The organism is Enterobacter sp. CPE_E863 (assembly GCF_046521465.1).
Lineage (GTDB): Bacteria > Pseudomonadota > Gammaproteobacteria > Enterobacterales > Enterobacteriaceae > Enterobacter > Enterobacter adelaidei.
This window is the reverse complement of record NZ_JBKFZX010000001.1, coordinates 1-16,967: the sequence shown is the minus strand read 5'-3', so window position 1 is coordinate 16,967 and position 16,967 is coordinate 1. Positions and strand designations below refer to the sequence as shown.

Sequence of the window (16,967 nt, the reverse complement as noted above, 5' to 3'; positions counted from 1 at the left end):
GGGCTTTGTGCAGTTGGTGAGTATTGTCGGGTGGCGGCTACGCCTTACCCGACCTACAGGATCGGCGGGCTTGTTAACTGTTTAACGCAGGCCGCTCGCTAATGGCGATACGCTGTGGCGCGATAGCTTCCGGCACATTACGGGTCAGGTCGATATGCAACAGCCCGTTGGTGAAAGTCGCACCGGAGACTTCCATATGATCGGCCAGGGTAAAGCTCAGGCTAAACGGCTGAGTGACCAATCCCTGATGTAACCATTTGGTCTCGGTTTCTGGTTTTTCCGGCGTACCCTTCACGGTCAGACGCGTACCTTCAAGCTGGATATCCAAATCGTCCTGACGGAAACCGGCCAGCGCCAGGGTAATGCGATAGTGGTTATCATCGCTCTTTTCGATGTTGTACGGCGGAAATGTCTGTTGCTCGGTGGTGCTTTGCAGGGCGTTAGCCAGTTTGTCAAAACCAATCCACTGACGCAGCAGGGGGGATAAATCGTAGTTACGCATACTAAATCTCCTTCTGAGAAGCGAGTTCGGCACAGTTTAATTTTGTGCGCAGTTATTCCTGCAAATCCCGATGGATTCGCATATGCTCCCATTACGGCAAGCAATTCTGGTTGGGCCGCTTAGGCGACCCGCATAATTAGTTAATTTCGATACGACGCGGTTTTTTCTCTTCCGGGATCACACGTTCCAGTTCGATAAACAGCAGGCCGTTGACCAGGTTCGCGCCTTTAACGTGAATGTTCTCAGCTAACTGGAACTTACGTTCAAAGTTGCGCTCGGCAATGCCCTGGTAAAGGTAGGTACGTTCTTTCTGCTCGGCCGTATGGGAACCTTTCACCACCAGCAGGTTGTCCTGGGCGGTGATCTCCAGTTCGTTTTCTGCAAAACCGGCGACAGCAATCGCGATGCGGTAGTGGTTTTCGTCAACCAACTCTACATTGTATGGAGGGTAGCCGTTGCTCTGGCTTTGGTTATTTTCTAAATGGTTAAACAGGCGGTCAAAACCAATTGCAGAACGGTATAGCGGAGAAAGATCGAAGTTACGCATAAATAAAACTCCTGAAATCAGCGAGAAAATGTAGCCTTCCACCATGGACAGGCCTTAGTACCCCGAACACCCATCAGGCGTGTTCGTTTTCGTGGTTACATTCTTAAAATGGGTCTTGAACCGGGCTTTTCAAGCACGACAGCTGCACTTTTTTTTGCACTTTCGTGCATCTCGCTTAGACTGGGACAACAGCACAAAGGGTTAAATTGCGATGGCTGCCACAGTGCGGGGTTATCGGGCTATCCATTTTGGTTAAGGCTCGCTATAAACCTGAGTTGCAGGTCTTTGCAGTGCCATTAATGATGACTGAGTGATGATGAAAAATGTTCTGATAAAGCTGACGACGTTCAGCGGGGTAGTTTTACTTTGCGGGTGTTCGAGCGTGATGTCTCACACCGGCGGTAAAGAAGGAACATATCCGGGGACACGTGCCAGCGCGGCGATGATCTCCGATGACGATACAAACTGGGGCACCAAATCCCTGGTTATCCTGGATATGCCGTTTACGGCTGTGGCGGATACGCTTCTGCTGCCGTGGGATATGTTTCGTAAGGACAATTCTGTGCGCTCACGGGTAGAAAAAAGCGAGCAGGAGAATCTGGCGACAAACGCCGTTATTCCGCCCGCTGAATTGCCTCCACGCTAGTGTTGCGCGGTTTCTGTTAACCAAAGCTGACGGAAACCGCCTGTCTCTTCCATCCACGCAATAAAACGTCCGTCTGGGGAGAACACTACCGCATCTGCTGAAGGTGGGTTGCCGTGATCGGTCGTCAAAAACGTCACCGCACCAGTCTGCGCATCGCAACAGGCGATCCGATTTTCAAGTACGAATCCCAGCATGTTCCCGGAAGGGTGCCAGTTAAACGCTGACTGAATACCGCTCTCCGTATGGGTTAACTGGCGCGTCTCGCCACCCTCAGGAGAGATCAGCCACAGCTGCACAATACCGTTATCATCTCGCATCAGAAACGCGATCTGCGTCCCTTGCGGATTACAGCGCACCCAGTGACGCGGCACGTTCACAAGCCCCGGATACGCCCTTTGATGCGTAAAGGTCAGACGACGCTGCTTAACCCCTGCTGGCGGGGCAGGCAGGGTCTCTGTCGTACCCTGCAAAGGCTCATCGCCAGCCTGCTTCCAGCCCTGTTCGTTCTCAGGCAACTCAACAATAAACAGTTCTGGCACTTTCTCGCCCTGCACTGACAGGGTATCGCCAATAAACGCCAGCCGGTCATTACTCACCCAGCCCTCTTCATAGGCGCGGTTGATGTCATCGCTGCCGGGCTGAGGTGTTGGCGTCGTGCGGCTCACCAGCACGCTCCAGTATGCACCGACATATTCTCGCGGATGGTTCCCCTGTGGGTTCACTGGGCCAAACGGTGCGGCAACACCCACGTTACGTAAATCAAGTTTCGGATCGCGCTCGTGCAGGACGTGGTCGTTATAGGTAAAGCTAACGAGCTGCCCGTTCGGGCTGAAGACGTGTACGTGGCTGCCGCCGCGCAACGCGCCTGCGGTGTAAGGCGCGGTGATATCCATCGCATCCAGGTTGCTCACCTGGCCATGATGCGCAATCACCCCCTGACGATGGTGAAAATCATAGTGCCAGTCTGCATCCGGGTGTTTCGGGCCGTGGATAAACACATACTTATCTTCAGCGGGATGAACGGTCACCACGCCGACATGCGCGCCGTCAGTGGCACGATAAATCACCTCAACCTCACCCGTACTGACATTGACTCGCTCAATGGTTTCACCGGTGAACGATGCGCCCGACGGGCGCACATCAAAGACGAGCCACTGGCTGTCCGGCGTCCAGGTATTGATATTGGTCAGCTGGTGATGGCGGGAAGCGAAGGTGATTTGTTTCATGGAGATACCCTGATGCGCAGTTGTCGCATCAGGGTAAAACATCAGCGGGATTTAGCCTACTCGTTTCACATCGCCCACCAGCAGAATGTAGGAGAGCGCACCGATCAGTGCTACCGCTGAGATATAGACCAGCGCCGGGCCAAAGCCGTAATCCTGGGCCAGGTAGCCGATGACCAGCGGTACAGTGATGCCGCCGAGCCCACCGACAAAGTTGAACACGCCACCGGTCAGGCCAATCAGACGCATTGGCGCCAGGGATGAGACCAGTGACCAGGTGATGGAGGCAAAACCGTTGCCGAAGAATGCTACCGCCATCAGGGTCATAATCCATACCGGATCGTTGGTGTAGTTGGCGCCCATGATGCAGGTGGAAATCAGCAGGCCGCAGATAATCGGCGTTTTGCGCGCGACACCCAGCGAGACGCCTTTCTTCACCAGTTTATCCGCCAGCCAGCCCGAGAGCAGTACACCGAAGAATGCCGCAAGGAACGGTACTGTAGTCATAAAGCCAGCTTTCAGCGCAGTGATCCCCTTTTCCTGCGTCAGATAGTTAGGGAACCAGGTCAGGAAGAACCACAGCGTAGAGGTGACCGCGAACTGGCCCAGGTAAACGCCCACCAGCTTACGATGGAAAACCAGCTTCCAGTCCGCTTTGGTCAGCGGCTGGCGCGCCTCTTTTTTTACCGGCGCATCACCGTCCACCAGGCCACCGCCGTCGCGGATGTAGTCCAGCTCGGCTTTGGTGATGCTTTTAGTCAGACGCGGTGGCTGGTAAACCTTGAACCAGATAAACGACCAGATAATGCCGATCCCGCCGGTGACGATAAATACCCAATGCCAGCTCAGCAGCTCCTGGATCCAGATCAGCAGCGGCGTCAGGAACGCCAGGCCGACAAACTGCCCGGAAGTGTAAAAACCAACGGCAGAAGCACGCTCATGTTCCGGGAACCAGCTGGTCACCATGCGGTTGTTGGTCGGAAACGCCGGGGCTTCGAAAATCCCGGTGATGGCGCGCAGACCAATTAGCGACATCAGCCCGGTCGCGAAGCCCTGGAACAGCGTCGCCACGGACCAGCCAAAAATGGCGATGAAATAAGTCAGGCGCGAGCCCACGCGGTCAAGGAACCAGCCACCGGGGATCTGACAAAGCGTATAAAGCCAGGCGAACGCCGAAAAGACGTAGCCCATTTCCGCTTTGGTGATGCCAAACTCTTCCTGAATATGGGCCGATGCCACGGCAAGGTTGGCGCGGTCGACATAGCAAATGACCACGGTGATAAAGATCATAATCAGCGTCAGGTAGCGGCGACGCCCGGTTTTTGTAGCAGTAACTGGAATATCCATCGCAATCTGTCTCCAGATTTTGGGCATAGCGAAGCCGCTCACCATGCCCTGTAATTTACAGAGGGTTATATTTTTTGTAGGTAAGGTTTTTGTCCGGTGGCGAAGCGCCATCCGGCGAACTACCACTCGGCTACGGAACCGTCTTCATGACGCCAGAGTGGATTACGCCAGTCCGGCGCATTTTTGCTGAGCTCAATGACTTTGGCTTCGTCAATATCCACGCCAAGGCCCGGCTTCGTTAACGGTTTAAAGAAACCACCTTCCATGCTGAAGTCTTCTTTGTTTTTCACAAAGTCGAGCAGTTCCGCGCCCTTGTTATAGTGAATGCCCATGCTCTGTTCCTGGAACACAGCATTGCGGGAGACAAAATCCACGTGCAGACAGGCAGCCAGCGCGATCGGCCCAAGCGGACAGTGCGGTGCCAGCGCCACATCGTAGGCTTCCGCCATTCCGGCAATTTTGTAGCATTCGGTGATGCCGCCTGCGTGGGAGAGATCGGGTTGCAGTATGGCAATGCCGCCCGCTTCCAGCACGCGTTTGAACTCGAAACGCGAGAACATACGTTCACCCGCCGCGATAGGAATATGGGTCTGCTCAGCCAGTTTCGGATAGTACTCCGCCTGCTCGGCCAGCACCGGCTCTTCGATAAACAGCGGACGATACGGCTCAAGCTCTTTAATCAGCACTTTAGCCATTGGCGCACTGACGCGGCCGTGGAAATCCAGACCAAACTCAATCTCGTTGCCGAAGGCTTCACGGATTTGCGCGACGGTATTTACCGCACGGTCTACCGCACGCGAGTTATCAATAACGCCCATCTCTTCACAGCCGTTGAGCTTGAAGGTGTCAAAACCGATATTGCTCAGCTGCTTAATGCCGTCGATCACTTCCGCAGGGCGGTCGCCGCCCACCCAGCTGTAGGCTTTGATTTTGTCGCGCACCAGGCCGCCCATTAATTGCCAGACCGGCGCATTCAGGACTTTACCTTTGATATCCCACAGCGCCTGGTCGATACCGGCGATAGCGCTCATCAGGATCGGGCCGCCACGGTAGAAGCCCGCGCGATACATCACCTGCCACAGGTCGTTAATGCGCGCCGGATCCTGGCCAATCAGGTATTCGCCCAGCTCATGCACTGCCGCTTCAACGGTGCGCGCACGCCCTTCAATCACCGGCTCGCCCCAGCCGACAACGCCTTCGTCGGTTTCGATTTTCAGGAACATCCAGCGCGGGGGTAAACGGTACGTGGTGAGTTTGGTAATTTTCATTTCACTGCCTCTCGATACGCTTTCACAAATGCTGTCGCCTGCTGCGCGGTTTGTTCAACTGACTGCCCGGCGCGATAGAGATCGCTGCCCAGACCCGCCCCCACACAACCGGCTTTCATCCACTGCGCCAGGTTTTCTGGCGTGACACCGCCCACGGCAAAGACCGGCACGCTGGTGGGTAATACCGCTTTAAGCGCTTTGATGTAGTCCGGGCCAAAGGCCGATGACGGGAAAATTTTGAGCGCCTGCGCGCCCGCATCGAGGGCAGTAAAGGCTTCCGTAGCTGTCGCACATCCCGGACAAACGGTCATGCCGTAGCTCACCGCGCGGCGGATCACTTCAGGATTAATGTTGGGCGTGACGATAAGCTTGCAGCCCATTTTCGCCAGCTCATCCACCTGCTCCGGGTGTAACACGGTTCCCGCGCCAATCAGTGCCTTATCACCAAAGGCATCCACCACGGCCGGAATACTTTTTTTCCACTCGGGAGAGTTGAGCGGGATTTCCACCGCATCGAACCCGGCGTCAATCACTGCGCCTACGTGCGCGATCGCCTCATCGGGCGTAATGCCGCGCAAAATCGCGATAAGGGGAAGATCAGTTTGCCACTGCATGAGCGATGCTCCTTATTCCTGCCTGAAATGCCGTATCGCCAGAGATCGCCGCCACATCACGCCCAATAGCGTGAAATGCCTGCTGATAGCGCGACGTTAACGCGCTTCCGGCAACAATCGTGATTGCCTGCCCGGTCGGGACAAAATCGCGCATGGTCGCGACTTCTGCGCCAATCAGCAGGCCTGAGAGAAATTCGCTAACCTGCTCGCGCGGGAGATTTCCCAGCACGTGCGAGGCGCGAACTTCGAAGAGTTTCGGCAGAACATCAGGTGATGCGAGACCACGCTCAAGCCCGGCGGTAAACGCTGCGGGCGACGTCTCTTGCGCTGGCAACCCCGCCCCCACCAGCGAATGCGTCAGCAGCAAATGGTGCAGTTCGCCGGTCATTACGGTGCGAAAATCATGGATTTGCTCAGCATCGGCCTGCACCCACTTGCAGTGCGTACCGGGCATAACGTAAACAGAAGAAGGAGAAAGTGTGCGCGCGCCAAGCAACTGTGTCTCTTCGCCGCGCATCACGTTGTGGTTATCGTCGCGAGAGACGCACAGGCCGGGAATAATCCAGGCATTGTCATCAACGGACGTTAACTGCTCGCCAATGGCAGAGAAATGCGCAGGAACCGGCAGGTAAGGGGCGATTTTCCAGCCCACGTTGCTGCCGACCATGCCCGCCATTACCACCGGCGTGGCGCCATCGCGCCAGTTTTGCGTCACCTCTGCTAACACCGCCTCGGGGGATTTACCGTTCAGGCGCGTCACGCCTGCTTCTGATTGCCTGCTCTCCAGGCACTGCTCGCCCTGATAAAGCCAGGCGCGCAGGTTGGTCGATCCCCAGTCAATTGCGATGTAGCGAGATGTCATGTGATTTCCTTCAGCCTTCGTGTCGAGCTGGCGATCATCGTGAGGGCCGCCTGCTCTGCCGCATCGCCGTCCTGATGCCTTATCGCATCGAACAGCGCTTTATGTTCCTGGAGCGTTTTTGGCATGTTGGCCTCATCGCCCATCCAGGTTCGTTCAAATACCGCTCGCTGTAGCGAGCTGATCGCCACGCTAAGCTGCTGTAACACCGGGTTGTGCACCGACTGCAGCACCGCCTCGTGATAGCGAATGTCCGCCTCGTTGAACGCCTCCCGGTTCTGGTTATTAGCGATCATGTCGTTTAAAGCCGACTCAATCTGGGCCAAATCGCCGGAGGTTGCGCGCTCCGCCGCCCAGCGGGCGATGGCCGGTTCCACCAGGTTTCGGACTTCACTCATCGCGCCAATCAGCCGTGGGTCGTAGTCGTTTTCCAGAACCCACTGCAATACGTCGGTATCGAGGTAGTTCCACTGGTTGCGAGGAGCGACAAACGCGCCGCGATAGCGTTTCATTTCAATCAGCCGCTTCGCCATCAGCGAGCGGAACACTTCCCGGATGATGTTGCGCGAGGTTTCAAACTCCTCACACAGTTCGGCCTCAGCAGGGAGCGGCGAACCCGGGACGTATTTGCCCCCCACAATTTGAGTGCCCAGCGTGATGACAATGCGATCGGTTTTGTTAAGCGTCATGGAGAGTCCTTGTGCTCTGTATGTCCATCACTACTTTACCGTGCCCGCCGAATTTCGCCTCACTTTTGCAGTACAAACGTGAGGCCTTTCATCTTTATCGTGATGACAATGTAGTACAATCAATCCATGTTGTACCACAATCAAGATCACAAAAAGAACAATCCAATAAATTCAGCGCAAAAAAAAGCCCCGGTTGATAACCGAGGCTGATGATTTTGGTTGCTGTTACCGCAGGACAAATTTCTCAATGGCGTACGCCACACCGTCTTCCAGGTTGGATTTGGTGACAAAATTGGCCACTTCTTTTACCGACGGGATCGCGTTGTCCATTGCCACGCCCATACCCGCGTATTCAATCATCGCGATGTCGTTTTCCTGATCGCCCAGGGCCATAATCTCCTCAGGTTTGATGCCCAGAGCATCGGCCAGTGATTTAACACCGGTACCTTTATTCACGCGTTTATCGAGAATTTCGAGGAAGTACGGCGCGCTTTTCAGCACGGTGTATTTCTCTTTCACCTCGGCAGGGATGCGTGCAATCGCTTTATCGAGGATCTCGGGCTCGTCAATCATCATCACTTTAAGGAACTGCGTCGCCGGGTCCATTTTCTCGGCTTCACAGAACACCAGCGGAATGGTGGCAACGTAGGATTCATGTACCGTGTAGTAGCTGATATCACGGTTGGCGGTATAGAGCGTGTTGCGATCGAGCGCGTGAAAGTGAGAACCCACTTCGCGGGACAGCTTTTCGAGGAACAGATAGTCATCATAGCTCAGCGCGGTTTGCGCAACCGTACTGCCATCCGCAGCTTTCTGCACCAGCGCGCCGTTATAAGTAATGCAGTAATCGCCCGGCTGATTCATGTGCAGCTCTTTCAGGTAGCTGTGCACACCGGCATACGGACGGCCAGTGGTCAGTACCACATTCACGCCCTTTGCGCGTGCCGCGGCAATTGCGTTTTTAACGGCTGGAGAGATGGTGTGGTCTGGCAGCAGCAGTGTGCCGTCCATATCGATTGCAATGAGTTTGATAGCCATGAGGTCCCCGGAATAAATGAATGCAACCCATGCTAACGCGATTAAGCACACAAAAATAGAGCTAGATTGCGCAACCAGATCACCCCTTTTCAGGCTTATCCCGGGGAACGACAATTCACTCGCGGGTGAGGACTATTTTGCCAAACGCACCGCGATCGAGGTGCTCAAGCGCCTGTTCAAGCTCGTCAAAACGGTAGCGATGCTCAATCACAGGTTTTAATCCGGTTACATCGACAGCCTGAACGAAATCCTCCAGCGCCCGACGATGCCCAACGCCAATCCCCTGAATAACCGGAGATTTCAGCAACAGCTCGCCAGCTGGGAGTGAAATTTCGGTCCCGGCCAGAACGCCGATAACCGAGATACGTCCATGAACGGCAACGGCGCGCAGGGAATACTTCAGATTTTCACCCCCTACGGTTTCGATAATATGGTCGATACCGCGATCCTGAGTCAGCGCCAGAATGGCTTCAGCCCAGTCACCTTTCAGCCTGTTGATCCCTTTGTCAGCCCCGAGTTTTTTGGCCAGTGCCAGTTTTTCATCACTCCCGGACGTGACAAAAACCTCTGCTCCGTGTGCTTTTGCAATTTGCAGGGCGAATATCGCTACGCCGCCCGTCCCCTGTACCAGCACCGATTGCCCGGCGCGTAACTGGCCGCGTTCCACCAGCGCAAACCATGCGGTAAGCCCTGCGCAGGGTAGGGTGCTGGCCTCTGCGTCATCCAGTGTTTCCGGGGCGGCCACCAGCCAGTCTGCATTCACAATCACATATTCAGCCAGCATCCCCTGGAAGTATCCACCGGACGTTCTATAGGGCAAATTGCGCGCGTCCGCCTGCGGCTTGCCGTCGATCCACTCAGGGAAGAAGGTTGAGATGACGCGAGCGCCGGGTTTGAAACGTGTCACACCTTCGCCAATGCTGTCCACCACGCCCGCCATGTCAGACGCCGGCGTAAACGGGAAGGAACGTGAAATCGGCATGTTGCCTTCAATCACCATTTTATCGCGGTAGTTGAGCGCAACGGCATTCACCCGCACACGCACTTCACCCGGACCAGGCTGTGGAACAGGTTCCTGAATGAGTCTGAGGTTCTCGCGCCCGAGGGTGTTCATCGACCAGCGTTGCATTGTCTCTGCCATTGTATTTCTCCAGCCATCAAATGAGTTTCAGTACTCACAGTCTACCGTTGACTCACCATCACCAGTGGCGATAAGTTTTCTCTTTATTGTCGCCACAATGGATACAATTCATGACCGATACACTGAAGGATATTCCTGTTTTTGTGGCCGCCGTTGAGGCGGGGAGTTTTGCTCAGGCCGCAACTCGCCTGCATTTATCGCGCTCGGCGGTAGGGAAAAGTATCGCTCGCCTCGAAGAGCGACTGGGCGTTCGTCTATTCCAGCGCACCACCCGCAGCCAGAGCCTGACCGATAACGGCGCGCTTTTTTATGAGCGCTGTCTGCGCGCGCTGGAGGAAATTCGCGGTGCAGAATCACTGCTTGAAACAGGGAAACAGCAGGTCAGTGGCCGCCTGCGTGTTGCCATGCCGGTGCTGTTTGGTCGCCAGTGCGTCGCCCCGCTGTTGATTGAACTGGCGCAGGAACACCCCGGACTTGAACTGGAAATGTCATTCAGTGACCGCGTGGTGGATCTTGTCGAGGAAGGGTTTGATATGGCGGTACGTAACGGCGTGCTTCAGGACAGCAGCGTGCTGGTTGCCAGAAGGCTGGGGGAGCACCGCATGGTGCTGTGCGCCGCGCCGGATTATCTGCTGAAGAAAGGGCAGCCACAAAGCGTTGATGATTTACCCCTGCATACCGCCATTAACTATCTGCGCGCAGGCAGAGTGCTCCCCTGGCAACTGATGGATAACGAAGGAACATCGCATACGTTTACTCCCCGTTCGTCACTCAATATGGATGATTTGCAGGCGATCTGCGACGCTGCATTGGCCGGACACGGCATTGCATGGCTACCCTGCTGGATGGTCAGCAAAGAAATTCATCAGGGAAAACTCATCCCGCTCTTAAAGCAGGCACCGGATGTGCGTTTCGACGTTCACGCGGTCTGGCAGCAGACGCCGCATCTGCCGCTGAGGGTAAGAATTGCGATAGATACGCTGGCGAGCCGTTTGCCGTCCGTGATGTCGCTGGATATGCCTGCGCCCACAAAAAAGCCGCGCTAAAAGCGCGGCCATATTTCGTGCGGGATAACGACGATTAGATATCGATATTAGCCGCTTTCAGGGCGTTCTCTTCGATGAAGGCACGACGTGGTTCAACCGCATCGCCCATCAGGGTAGTGAACAGCTGGTCAGCAGCAATCGCGTCTTTAACGGTCACGCGCAGCATGCGGCGGCTTTCCGGATCCATAGTGGTTTCCCACAGCTGATCCGGGTTCATTTCACCCAGACCTTTATAACGCTGGATAGACAGACCGCGACGGGACTCTTTCACCAGCCAATCCAGCGCCTGTTCGAAGCTGGCTACCGGCTGACGACGGTCGCCACGTTCGATAAACGCATCGTCCTCGATCAGACCGCGCAGCTTCTCACCGAGCGTGCAGATACGGCGGTATTCCGGGCCGGTCACAAATTCGTGCTCCAGCGGATAGTCAGTGTCGACACCATGGGTACGCACGCGAACAATCGGCTCGAACTGTTGAGCGGCGTTCTGCTGAACATCGAATTTCCACTGGCTACCGTGCTGTTCTTTCTCGTTCAGCTCGCTTACCAGGGTATTCACCCAGCGGGTCACGGTTTGTTCATCGCTCAGGTCAGCTTCGGTCAGCGTTGGCTGATAAACCAGCTCCTTCAGCAGCGCTTTCGGATAACGACGCTCCATACGACCAATCATTTTCTGCGTGGCGTTGAACTCAGACACCAGGCGTTCCAGCGGCTCACCTGCCAGTGCTGGTGCGCTGGAGTTCGCGTGCAGAGTCGCACCATCAAGGGCGATGGCGATTTGATACTGATCCATCGCGTCATCATCTTTGATGTACTGTTCCTGTTTGCCTTTCTTCACTTTGTACAGCGGTGGCTGTGCAATGTAGACGTGGCCACGTTCAACGATTTCCGGCATCTGACGATAGAAGAAGGTCAACAGCAGCGTACGGATGTGCGAGCCGTCGACGTCCGCATCGGTCATGATGATGATGCTGTGATAGCGCAGTTTGTCCGGGTTGTACTCATCACGGCCAATGCCGCAGCCCAGGGCGGTGATGAGCGTCGCCACTTCCTGAGAAGAGAGCATTTTGTCGAAGCGCGCTTTCTCAACGTTGAGGATTTTACCCTTCAGCGGCAGGATAGCCTGGTTCTTACGGTTACGGCCCTGCTTCGCAGAACCGCCCGCGGAGTCCCCTTCCACAAGGTACAGTTCAGACAGCGCCGGGTCACGTTCCTGACAGTCAGCCAGTTTGCCTGGCAGGCCTGCTAAGTCCAGTGCGCCTTTACGACGGGTCATTTCACGGGCTTTACGCGCCGCTTCACGGGCACGTGCCGCATCAATAATTTTGCCGACAACGATTTTCGCGTCAGACGGGTTTTCCTGCAGGTAGTCGCTCAGCAGTTCGTTCATCTGCTGTTCAACCGCCGATTTCACCTCAGAAGAGACCAGTTTGTCTTTGGTCTGTGAGGAGAACTTCGGATCCGGCACCTTCACGGAAACCACAGCAATCAGGCCTTCACGGGCATCGTCACCGGTGGCGCTGACTTTCGCTTTTTTGCTGTAGCCTTCTTTGTCCATGTAGGCGTTCAAAGTACGGGTCATCGCCGCACGGAAGCCCGCCAGGTGAGTACCGCCGTCACGCTGTGGAATGTTGTTGGTGAAGCAGTAGATGTTTTCCTGGAAACCATCGTTCCACTGCAGCGCCACTTCTACGCCGATACCGTCTTTTTCGGTGGAGAAGTAGAAGATATTCGGGTGAATTGGCGTTTTGTTCTTGTTCAGATACTCAACGAACGCCTTGATACCGCCTTCGTAATGGAAGTGGTCTTCTTTGTTGTCGCGTTTATCACGCAGACGAATAGAGACGCCAGAGTTCAGGAACGACAGTTCACGCAGGCGTTTCGCCAGGATGTCGTACTCGAATTCGGTGACGTTAGTGAAGGTTTCCAGGCTTGGCCAGAAGCGCACCATGGTACCGGTTTTGTCGGTATCGCCAGTGACGGCCAGCGGTGCCTGCGGCACGCCGTGGGTATACAGCTGGCGGTGAATTTTGCCTTCGCGCTGAATAACCAGCTCCAGCTTCTGCGAAAGGGCGTTAACCACGGAGACACCTACGCCGTGCAGACCGCCGGAAACTTTATAGGAGTTATCATCGAACTTACCGCCTGCGTGCAGCACGGTCATGATAACTTCCGCAGCGGACACGCCTTCCTCCGGGTGGATACCGGTTGGGATGCCACGACCATCATCGGTGACGGAGACGGAGTTATCCGCATGGATCGTGACCACGATGTCTTTACAGTGACCCGCGAGCGCTTCGTCGATAGCGTTATCTACCACCTCGAATACCATGTGGTGCAGACCGGTGCCGTCATCCGTGTCGCCGATATACATACCCGGGCGCTTACGCACCGCATCCAGCCCTTTCAGGACTTTGATACTGGAGGAGTCATAAGAATTCGACATCAACGTTTCTCGCTCATTTCAACTTGGGTTAATCCGTTATTTTACCCTTTTCCACGGTAAACATCTTCGAATTTTCGTCCGACATGTCCATAACGTGTTCAGCGCTAATGGCGCTGACGAAAACCTGCGACTGCGTGGCTTTTAAGCGGCTGGCAAGCAGCCCACGCCGCGCGTCGTCAAGTTCCGAGGCAAAATCATCTATCAGGTACAGGCAGCGTCGCCCGCTTTCGCGGGTGAGAAATTCCCCCTGTGCCAGGCGTAGCGCGCACATCAGGAGCTTAAGCTGCCCGCGCGACAGCGTGTCTTCCACCGGCGCACCGTCGGCACGAATGCGGAAATCCGCCTTGTGCGGGCCATGCGCGGTGTAGGTCAACATGCGGTCACGCTCGAAGTTTCTCTCTAACACCTCGGCATAATCCGTCTCTTTCTCCCAGCCGCGCTGGAAGGAGAAGGTGAGAGAGAACTCAGGTAAAAACTGTTTGCAGGTATCCGCCATGTCTTCGGCAATACCTGCGCTGTATTCGGCACGCCAGCGGCTGATTTGTTCCGCGAGAGGGATTAACTCCATGTCCCACGGACGCAGCTGGGCGTAACGGGTGACCTGGCGCAGTGCAGCGTTACGCTGCTTAAGCAGACGCTTCAGGTTGCTCCAGGCGTTAAAGAAACCGGCTTCGTTGTGAAAGCATCCCCAGTCAAGGAACGCTCTTCTGTATTTGGGGCCGCCGTTGAGTAAAGTAAACCCCTCCGGCGTAATCAGCTGCATTGGCATCAGCAGTGCCAGCTCCGCCACCTTGTGGCCGTCGGTACCGTCGATACGTACCTTGCTGTCGCCCTGCTTGTCTTTGGTCAGGCCGATGGCGGTTTCCCGCTCTTCACCCTGTAAACGCCCGTGCAGAACAAAGGACTCCTGCTCATGGCGAATGACGCGACCAATCTGCAAACTGCGAAACGCCCGGCCATGGCCGAGCGTGTAGATGGCTTCCAGCACGCTGGTTTTACCGCTGCCATTCGCGCCAACCAGGAAGTTAAAGCCCGGGGATAAAGCAAGATCCGCGCTTTCAATATTGCGAAAGTCGCGGATCAACAGACGGGTGAGCGACATTACAGTCTCATTGGCATGACAACATAGGCAGCCGACTGTGATGCGGCATCTTCAATCTGTACGCTTGAAACGGAATCGGTCAGCAGGATGCGCACGTTCTCGCATTTCAGTGCATTCAGCACATCCAGCACGTAGCTGACGTTAAAGCCGATTTCCATCTCAGCCCCGGCGTAGGTGACGTCCAGAATTTCTTCTGCTTCTTCCTGCTCCGGGTTGTTAGCGGTGATTTTGATCTGGTTTTCGCTCACATACAGGCGCACACCGCGGAATTTCTCGTTAGAGAGAATGGCGGCACGGGCAAACGCCTGCTTGAGGCTATCGCAACCCGCTTCCAGCGTTTTGTCCGGATTCTTCGGCAATACGCGGCGATAATCCGGGAAACGACCGTCAACCAGCTTCGAGGTGAAGACAAAATCGCCTACATGAGCGCGAATGTTGTTGCTGCCGATCTGCACGCGCAGCGGGGTATCACCACCGTCGAGCATGCGCATCAGCTCAATCACGCCTTTACGCGGCACGATCACCGAATGGTTTGGCAGTGAGTCGCCAATTGGCATGGAACAGACCGCCAGACGGTGGCCGTCGGTCGCCACGGTACGCAGCTCTTCACCTTCGGTTTCGAACAGCATGCCGTTTAAGTAGTATCGAACGTCCTGATGCGCCATAGAAAACTGCGTGGCTTCAATCAGACGCTTCATCGTCGCCTGTGGCAGGGTGAATTCAACTTCACTCTGCCAGTCGTCCAGGTTCGGGAAGTCCGCAGCAGGCAGCGTGGAAAGCGAGAAACGGCTGCGGCCAGAGCGCACCAGCATGCGGTCGCCCTCCAGCTGCACGGCGATTTCAGCGCCTTCCGGCAACCCACGGCAAATATCAAAGAATTTACGTGCCGGAACCGTGGTCGCACCCGCGTCGTGTGGCTGAGTCAGCGTAACGCGCGCGATCATTTCCATTTCCAGGTCTGTGCCGGTCAGCGACAGCGTACCGTCCGCGACCTGAAGCAGCAGGTTTCCGAGAATAGGCAGCGTTGGGCGGCCACCTAATGGGCCACTCACCTGTTGCAGCGGTTTTAATAAATGTTCACGTTCAACAGTAAATTTCATAGCGTCACGATGATAATGTTCTGATTAAATTGGAAAAATCTTCTTTTATGTCGTGGCTTTCTTCACGTAACTGCTCAATCTTGCGACAAGCGTGCAGCACGGTCGTATGGTCACGGCCACCAAACGCATCCCCGATTTCCGGCAGACTGTGGTTGGTTAACTCCTTTGCCAGCGCCATCGCCATCTGACGCGGACGCGCCACCGAGCGGGAACGACGTTTAGACAGTAAATCTGCCACTTTGATCTTGTAGTACTCAGCCACCGTCTTTTGAATATTGTCGATGGTGACTAATTTTTCCTGCAATGCCAGCAAATCTCGCAGCGCTTCACGCACAAAATCGATCGTGATCGCACGGCCGGTAAAGTTGGCATTGGCAATAACACGGTTCAGTGCCCCTTCCAGCTCACGCACATTGGAGCGCAGACGCTTGGCAATGAAGAACGCCACTTCACCCGGCAGGCGAATGTCGTTTTCATCGGCTTTCTTCATCAGGATCGCAACGCGGGTTTCCAGCTCCGGTGGCTCGATCGCCACGGTCAGACCCCAGCCAAAGCGGGATTTCAGACGATCTTCAACACCGTTGATCTCTTTTGGATAACGATCCGAGGTCAAAATGATCTGTTGATTGCCTTCCAGCAGCGCATTGAAGGTGTGGAAAAACTCTTCCTGCGATCGTTCTTTATTGGCAAAGAACTGAATGTCATCGATTAGCAGGGCGTCAACGGAACGATAATAGCGTTTAAACTCTTCGATCGCGTTGTTTTGCAGGGCTTTTACCATGTCCTGAACGAAGCGCTCGGAGTGCATATACACCACTTTCGCATTCGGCTTGCGCGCCATAATGCCGTTACCCACTGCATGCAGAAGGTGCGTTTTACCTAAACCCGTACCGCCATAAAGGAACAGTGGGTTGTAGGCACCTCCGGGGTTATCCGCAACCTGACGAGCCGCCGCGCGCGCCAGCTGGTTCGACTTACCTTCAACGAAGTTATCGAACGTGTGTTTAACGTTAACGTTAGAACGGTAGGTTGGCTCAGCAGGTGCAGGAACATTATCCCAGCCCTGACGAGCGGGTGCGACGCGAGGGGCCGGAGCAGGAGCAGCCTGAGCCGGCGCTGCTACGTTCACGGTTTCACGAACTGTTTGGATGACCGGCTTTGTGCCCACTTCAAAGCGCAGCTGTGGGGCATCTGACCCGCAGAAATCGTTCAGCAGTCCATTGATGTTATTAAGGTACTTATCCCTTACCCAATCGAGCACAAAACGGTTTGGCGCATACAAAGCCAGCGTGTTATCGCTCAGTTCCGCCTGCAACGGGCGGATCCACATACTGAATTCTGTGGCTGGTAACTCATCCTGCAATCGGGCAAGACACTGCTGCCAAAGCGAAAGTGACAC

The 16,967-nt window shown here is 55.2% G+C and carries 16 protein-coding genes and 1 other annotated feature; of the genes, 2 read left to right on the top strand and 14 right to left on the bottom strand.

From position 1 onward, the window contains the following. Positions 1-73 precede the first annotated feature (73 nt). Both ibpB and ibpA read right to left on the bottom strand, forming a co-directional pair. Entirely contained in the window at positions 74-502 is a 429-nt protein-coding gene (ibpB, locus tag ACLHV8_RS00080) for a small heat shock chaperone IbpB (protein ID WP_028017790.1), read from the bottom strand. A 136-nt stretch (positions 503-638) separates the two neighbouring features. Further along, a complete protein-coding gene (ibpA, locus tag ACLHV8_RS00075; protein WP_008500162.1) occupies positions 639-1,049 on the bottom strand; it encodes a small heat shock chaperone IbpA in 411 nt (136 codons plus the stop codon). Next, positions 1,043-1,115: a sequence feature (ROSE (Repression Of Heat Shock gene Expression) occurs in the 5'-region of heat shock genes and acts as an RNA thermometer to modulate expression.), on the bottom strand. It overlaps the preceding gene by 7 nt. Positions 1,116-1,362: 247 nt before the next feature. Here ibpA and ACLHV8_RS00070 point away from each other — a divergent pair. After that, complete coding sequence (locus tag ACLHV8_RS00070) at positions 1,363-1,695, top strand: YceK/YidQ family lipoprotein (RefSeq protein ID WP_028017788.1); 333 nt, start codon at positions 1,363-1,365, stop codon at positions 1,693-1,695. Here the strand turns inward: ACLHV8_RS00070 and ACLHV8_RS00065 are convergent. The 8 genes from ACLHV8_RS00065 to ACLHV8_RS00030 all read right to left on the bottom strand — a co-directional run bounded on the left by ACLHV8_RS00065 (position 1,692) and on the right by ACLHV8_RS00030 (position 9,874). Beyond that, positions 1,692-2,921, bottom strand: a complete 1,230-nt coding sequence (locus ACLHV8_RS00065) for a DUF3748 domain-containing protein (RefSeq protein ID WP_208594873.1) — start codon at positions 2,919-2,921, stop codon at positions 1,692-1,694. The genes ACLHV8_RS00070 and ACLHV8_RS00065 overlap by 4 nt on opposite strands. 51 nt (positions 2,922-2,972) lie before the next feature. After that, positions 2,973-4,310, bottom strand: a complete 1,338-nt coding sequence (locus ACLHV8_RS00060; protein WP_208594874.1) for an MFS transporter — start codon at positions 4,308-4,310, stop codon at positions 2,973-2,975. Positions 4,311-4,384: 74 nt separating this feature from the next. After that, complete coding sequence (gene dgoD / locus ACLHV8_RS00055) at positions 4,385-5,533, bottom strand: galactonate dehydratase (protein ID WP_049007075.1); 1,149 nt, start codon at positions 5,531-5,533, stop codon at positions 4,385-4,387. Then, a complete protein-coding gene (locus ACLHV8_RS00050) occupies positions 5,530-6,147 on the bottom strand; it encodes a 2-dehydro-3-deoxy-6-phosphogalactonate aldolase (protein ID WP_129324378.1) in 618 nt (205 codons plus the stop codon). Before ACLHV8_RS00050 ends, dgoD begins: the two co-directional genes overlap by 4 nt. Beyond that, a complete protein-coding gene (locus tag ACLHV8_RS00045; RefSeq protein ID WP_208594875.1) occupies positions 6,131-7,009 on the bottom strand; it encodes a 2-dehydro-3-deoxygalactonokinase in 879 nt (292 codons plus the stop codon). Before ACLHV8_RS00045 ends, ACLHV8_RS00050 begins: the two co-directional genes overlap by 17 nt. Next, the gene (gene dgoR, locus ACLHV8_RS00040; RefSeq protein WP_003861109.1) at positions 7,006-7,695 is read right to left on the bottom strand and encodes a D-galactonate utilization transcriptional regulator DgoR; all 690 of its coding nucleotides are present in this window, start codon (positions 7,693-7,695) and stop codon (positions 7,006-7,008) included. The genes ACLHV8_RS00045 and dgoR overlap by 4 nt, the downstream gene beginning before the upstream one ends. A 225-nt stretch (positions 7,696-7,920) precedes the next feature. After that, entirely contained in the window at positions 7,921-8,733 is an 813-nt protein-coding gene (yidA, locus tag ACLHV8_RS00035) for a sugar-phosphatase (protein ID WP_208594876.1), read from the bottom strand. Between the two features lie 115 nt (positions 8,734-8,848). Further along, positions 8,849-9,874, bottom strand: a complete 1,026-nt coding sequence (locus ACLHV8_RS00030; RefSeq protein ID WP_208594877.1) for a zinc-dependent alcohol dehydrogenase family protein — start codon at positions 9,872-9,874, stop codon at positions 8,849-8,851. 110 nt (positions 9,875-9,984) lie between these two features. Here ACLHV8_RS00030 and ACLHV8_RS00025 point away from each other — a divergent pair, with 110 nt between their 5' ends. Further along, positions 9,985-10,920, top strand: coding sequence for a LysR family transcriptional regulator (locus ACLHV8_RS00025; protein WP_208594878.1), 936 nt, complete (start codon positions 9,985-9,987; stop codon positions 10,918-10,920). Between the two features lie 34 nt (positions 10,921-10,954). Here the strand turns inward: ACLHV8_RS00025 and gyrB are convergent, their stop codons facing one another. The 4 genes from gyrB to dnaA all read right to left on the bottom strand — a co-directional run. Continuing rightward, positions 10,955-13,366, bottom strand: coding sequence for a DNA topoisomerase (ATP-hydrolyzing) subunit B (gyrB, locus tag ACLHV8_RS00020; protein WP_028017779.1), 2,412 nt, complete (start codon positions 13,364-13,366; stop codon positions 10,955-10,957). A 28-nt stretch (positions 13,367-13,394) separates the two neighbouring features. After that, positions 13,395-14,468 carry a DNA replication/repair protein RecF gene (recF, locus tag ACLHV8_RS00015; RefSeq protein WP_013094779.1) on the bottom strand — a complete coding sequence of 358 codons (1,074 nt, stop codon included), beginning with the start codon at positions 14,466-14,468 and terminating at the stop codon, positions 13,395-13,397. Further along, on the bottom strand, positions 14,468-15,568 hold the full coding sequence (gene dnaN / locus ACLHV8_RS00010) for a DNA polymerase III subunit beta (RefSeq protein ID WP_008500170.1): 1,101 nt from the start codon (positions 15,566-15,568) through the stop codon (positions 14,468-14,470). The genes recF and dnaN overlap by 1 nt, the downstream gene beginning before the upstream one ends. Positions 15,569-15,572: 4 nt before the next feature. Next, positions 15,573-16,967 (bottom strand): chromosomal replication initiator protein DnaA (gene dnaA / locus ACLHV8_RS00005; RefSeq protein ID WP_410376727.1); only part of this gene is annotated, 1,395 nt, incomplete at its 5' end.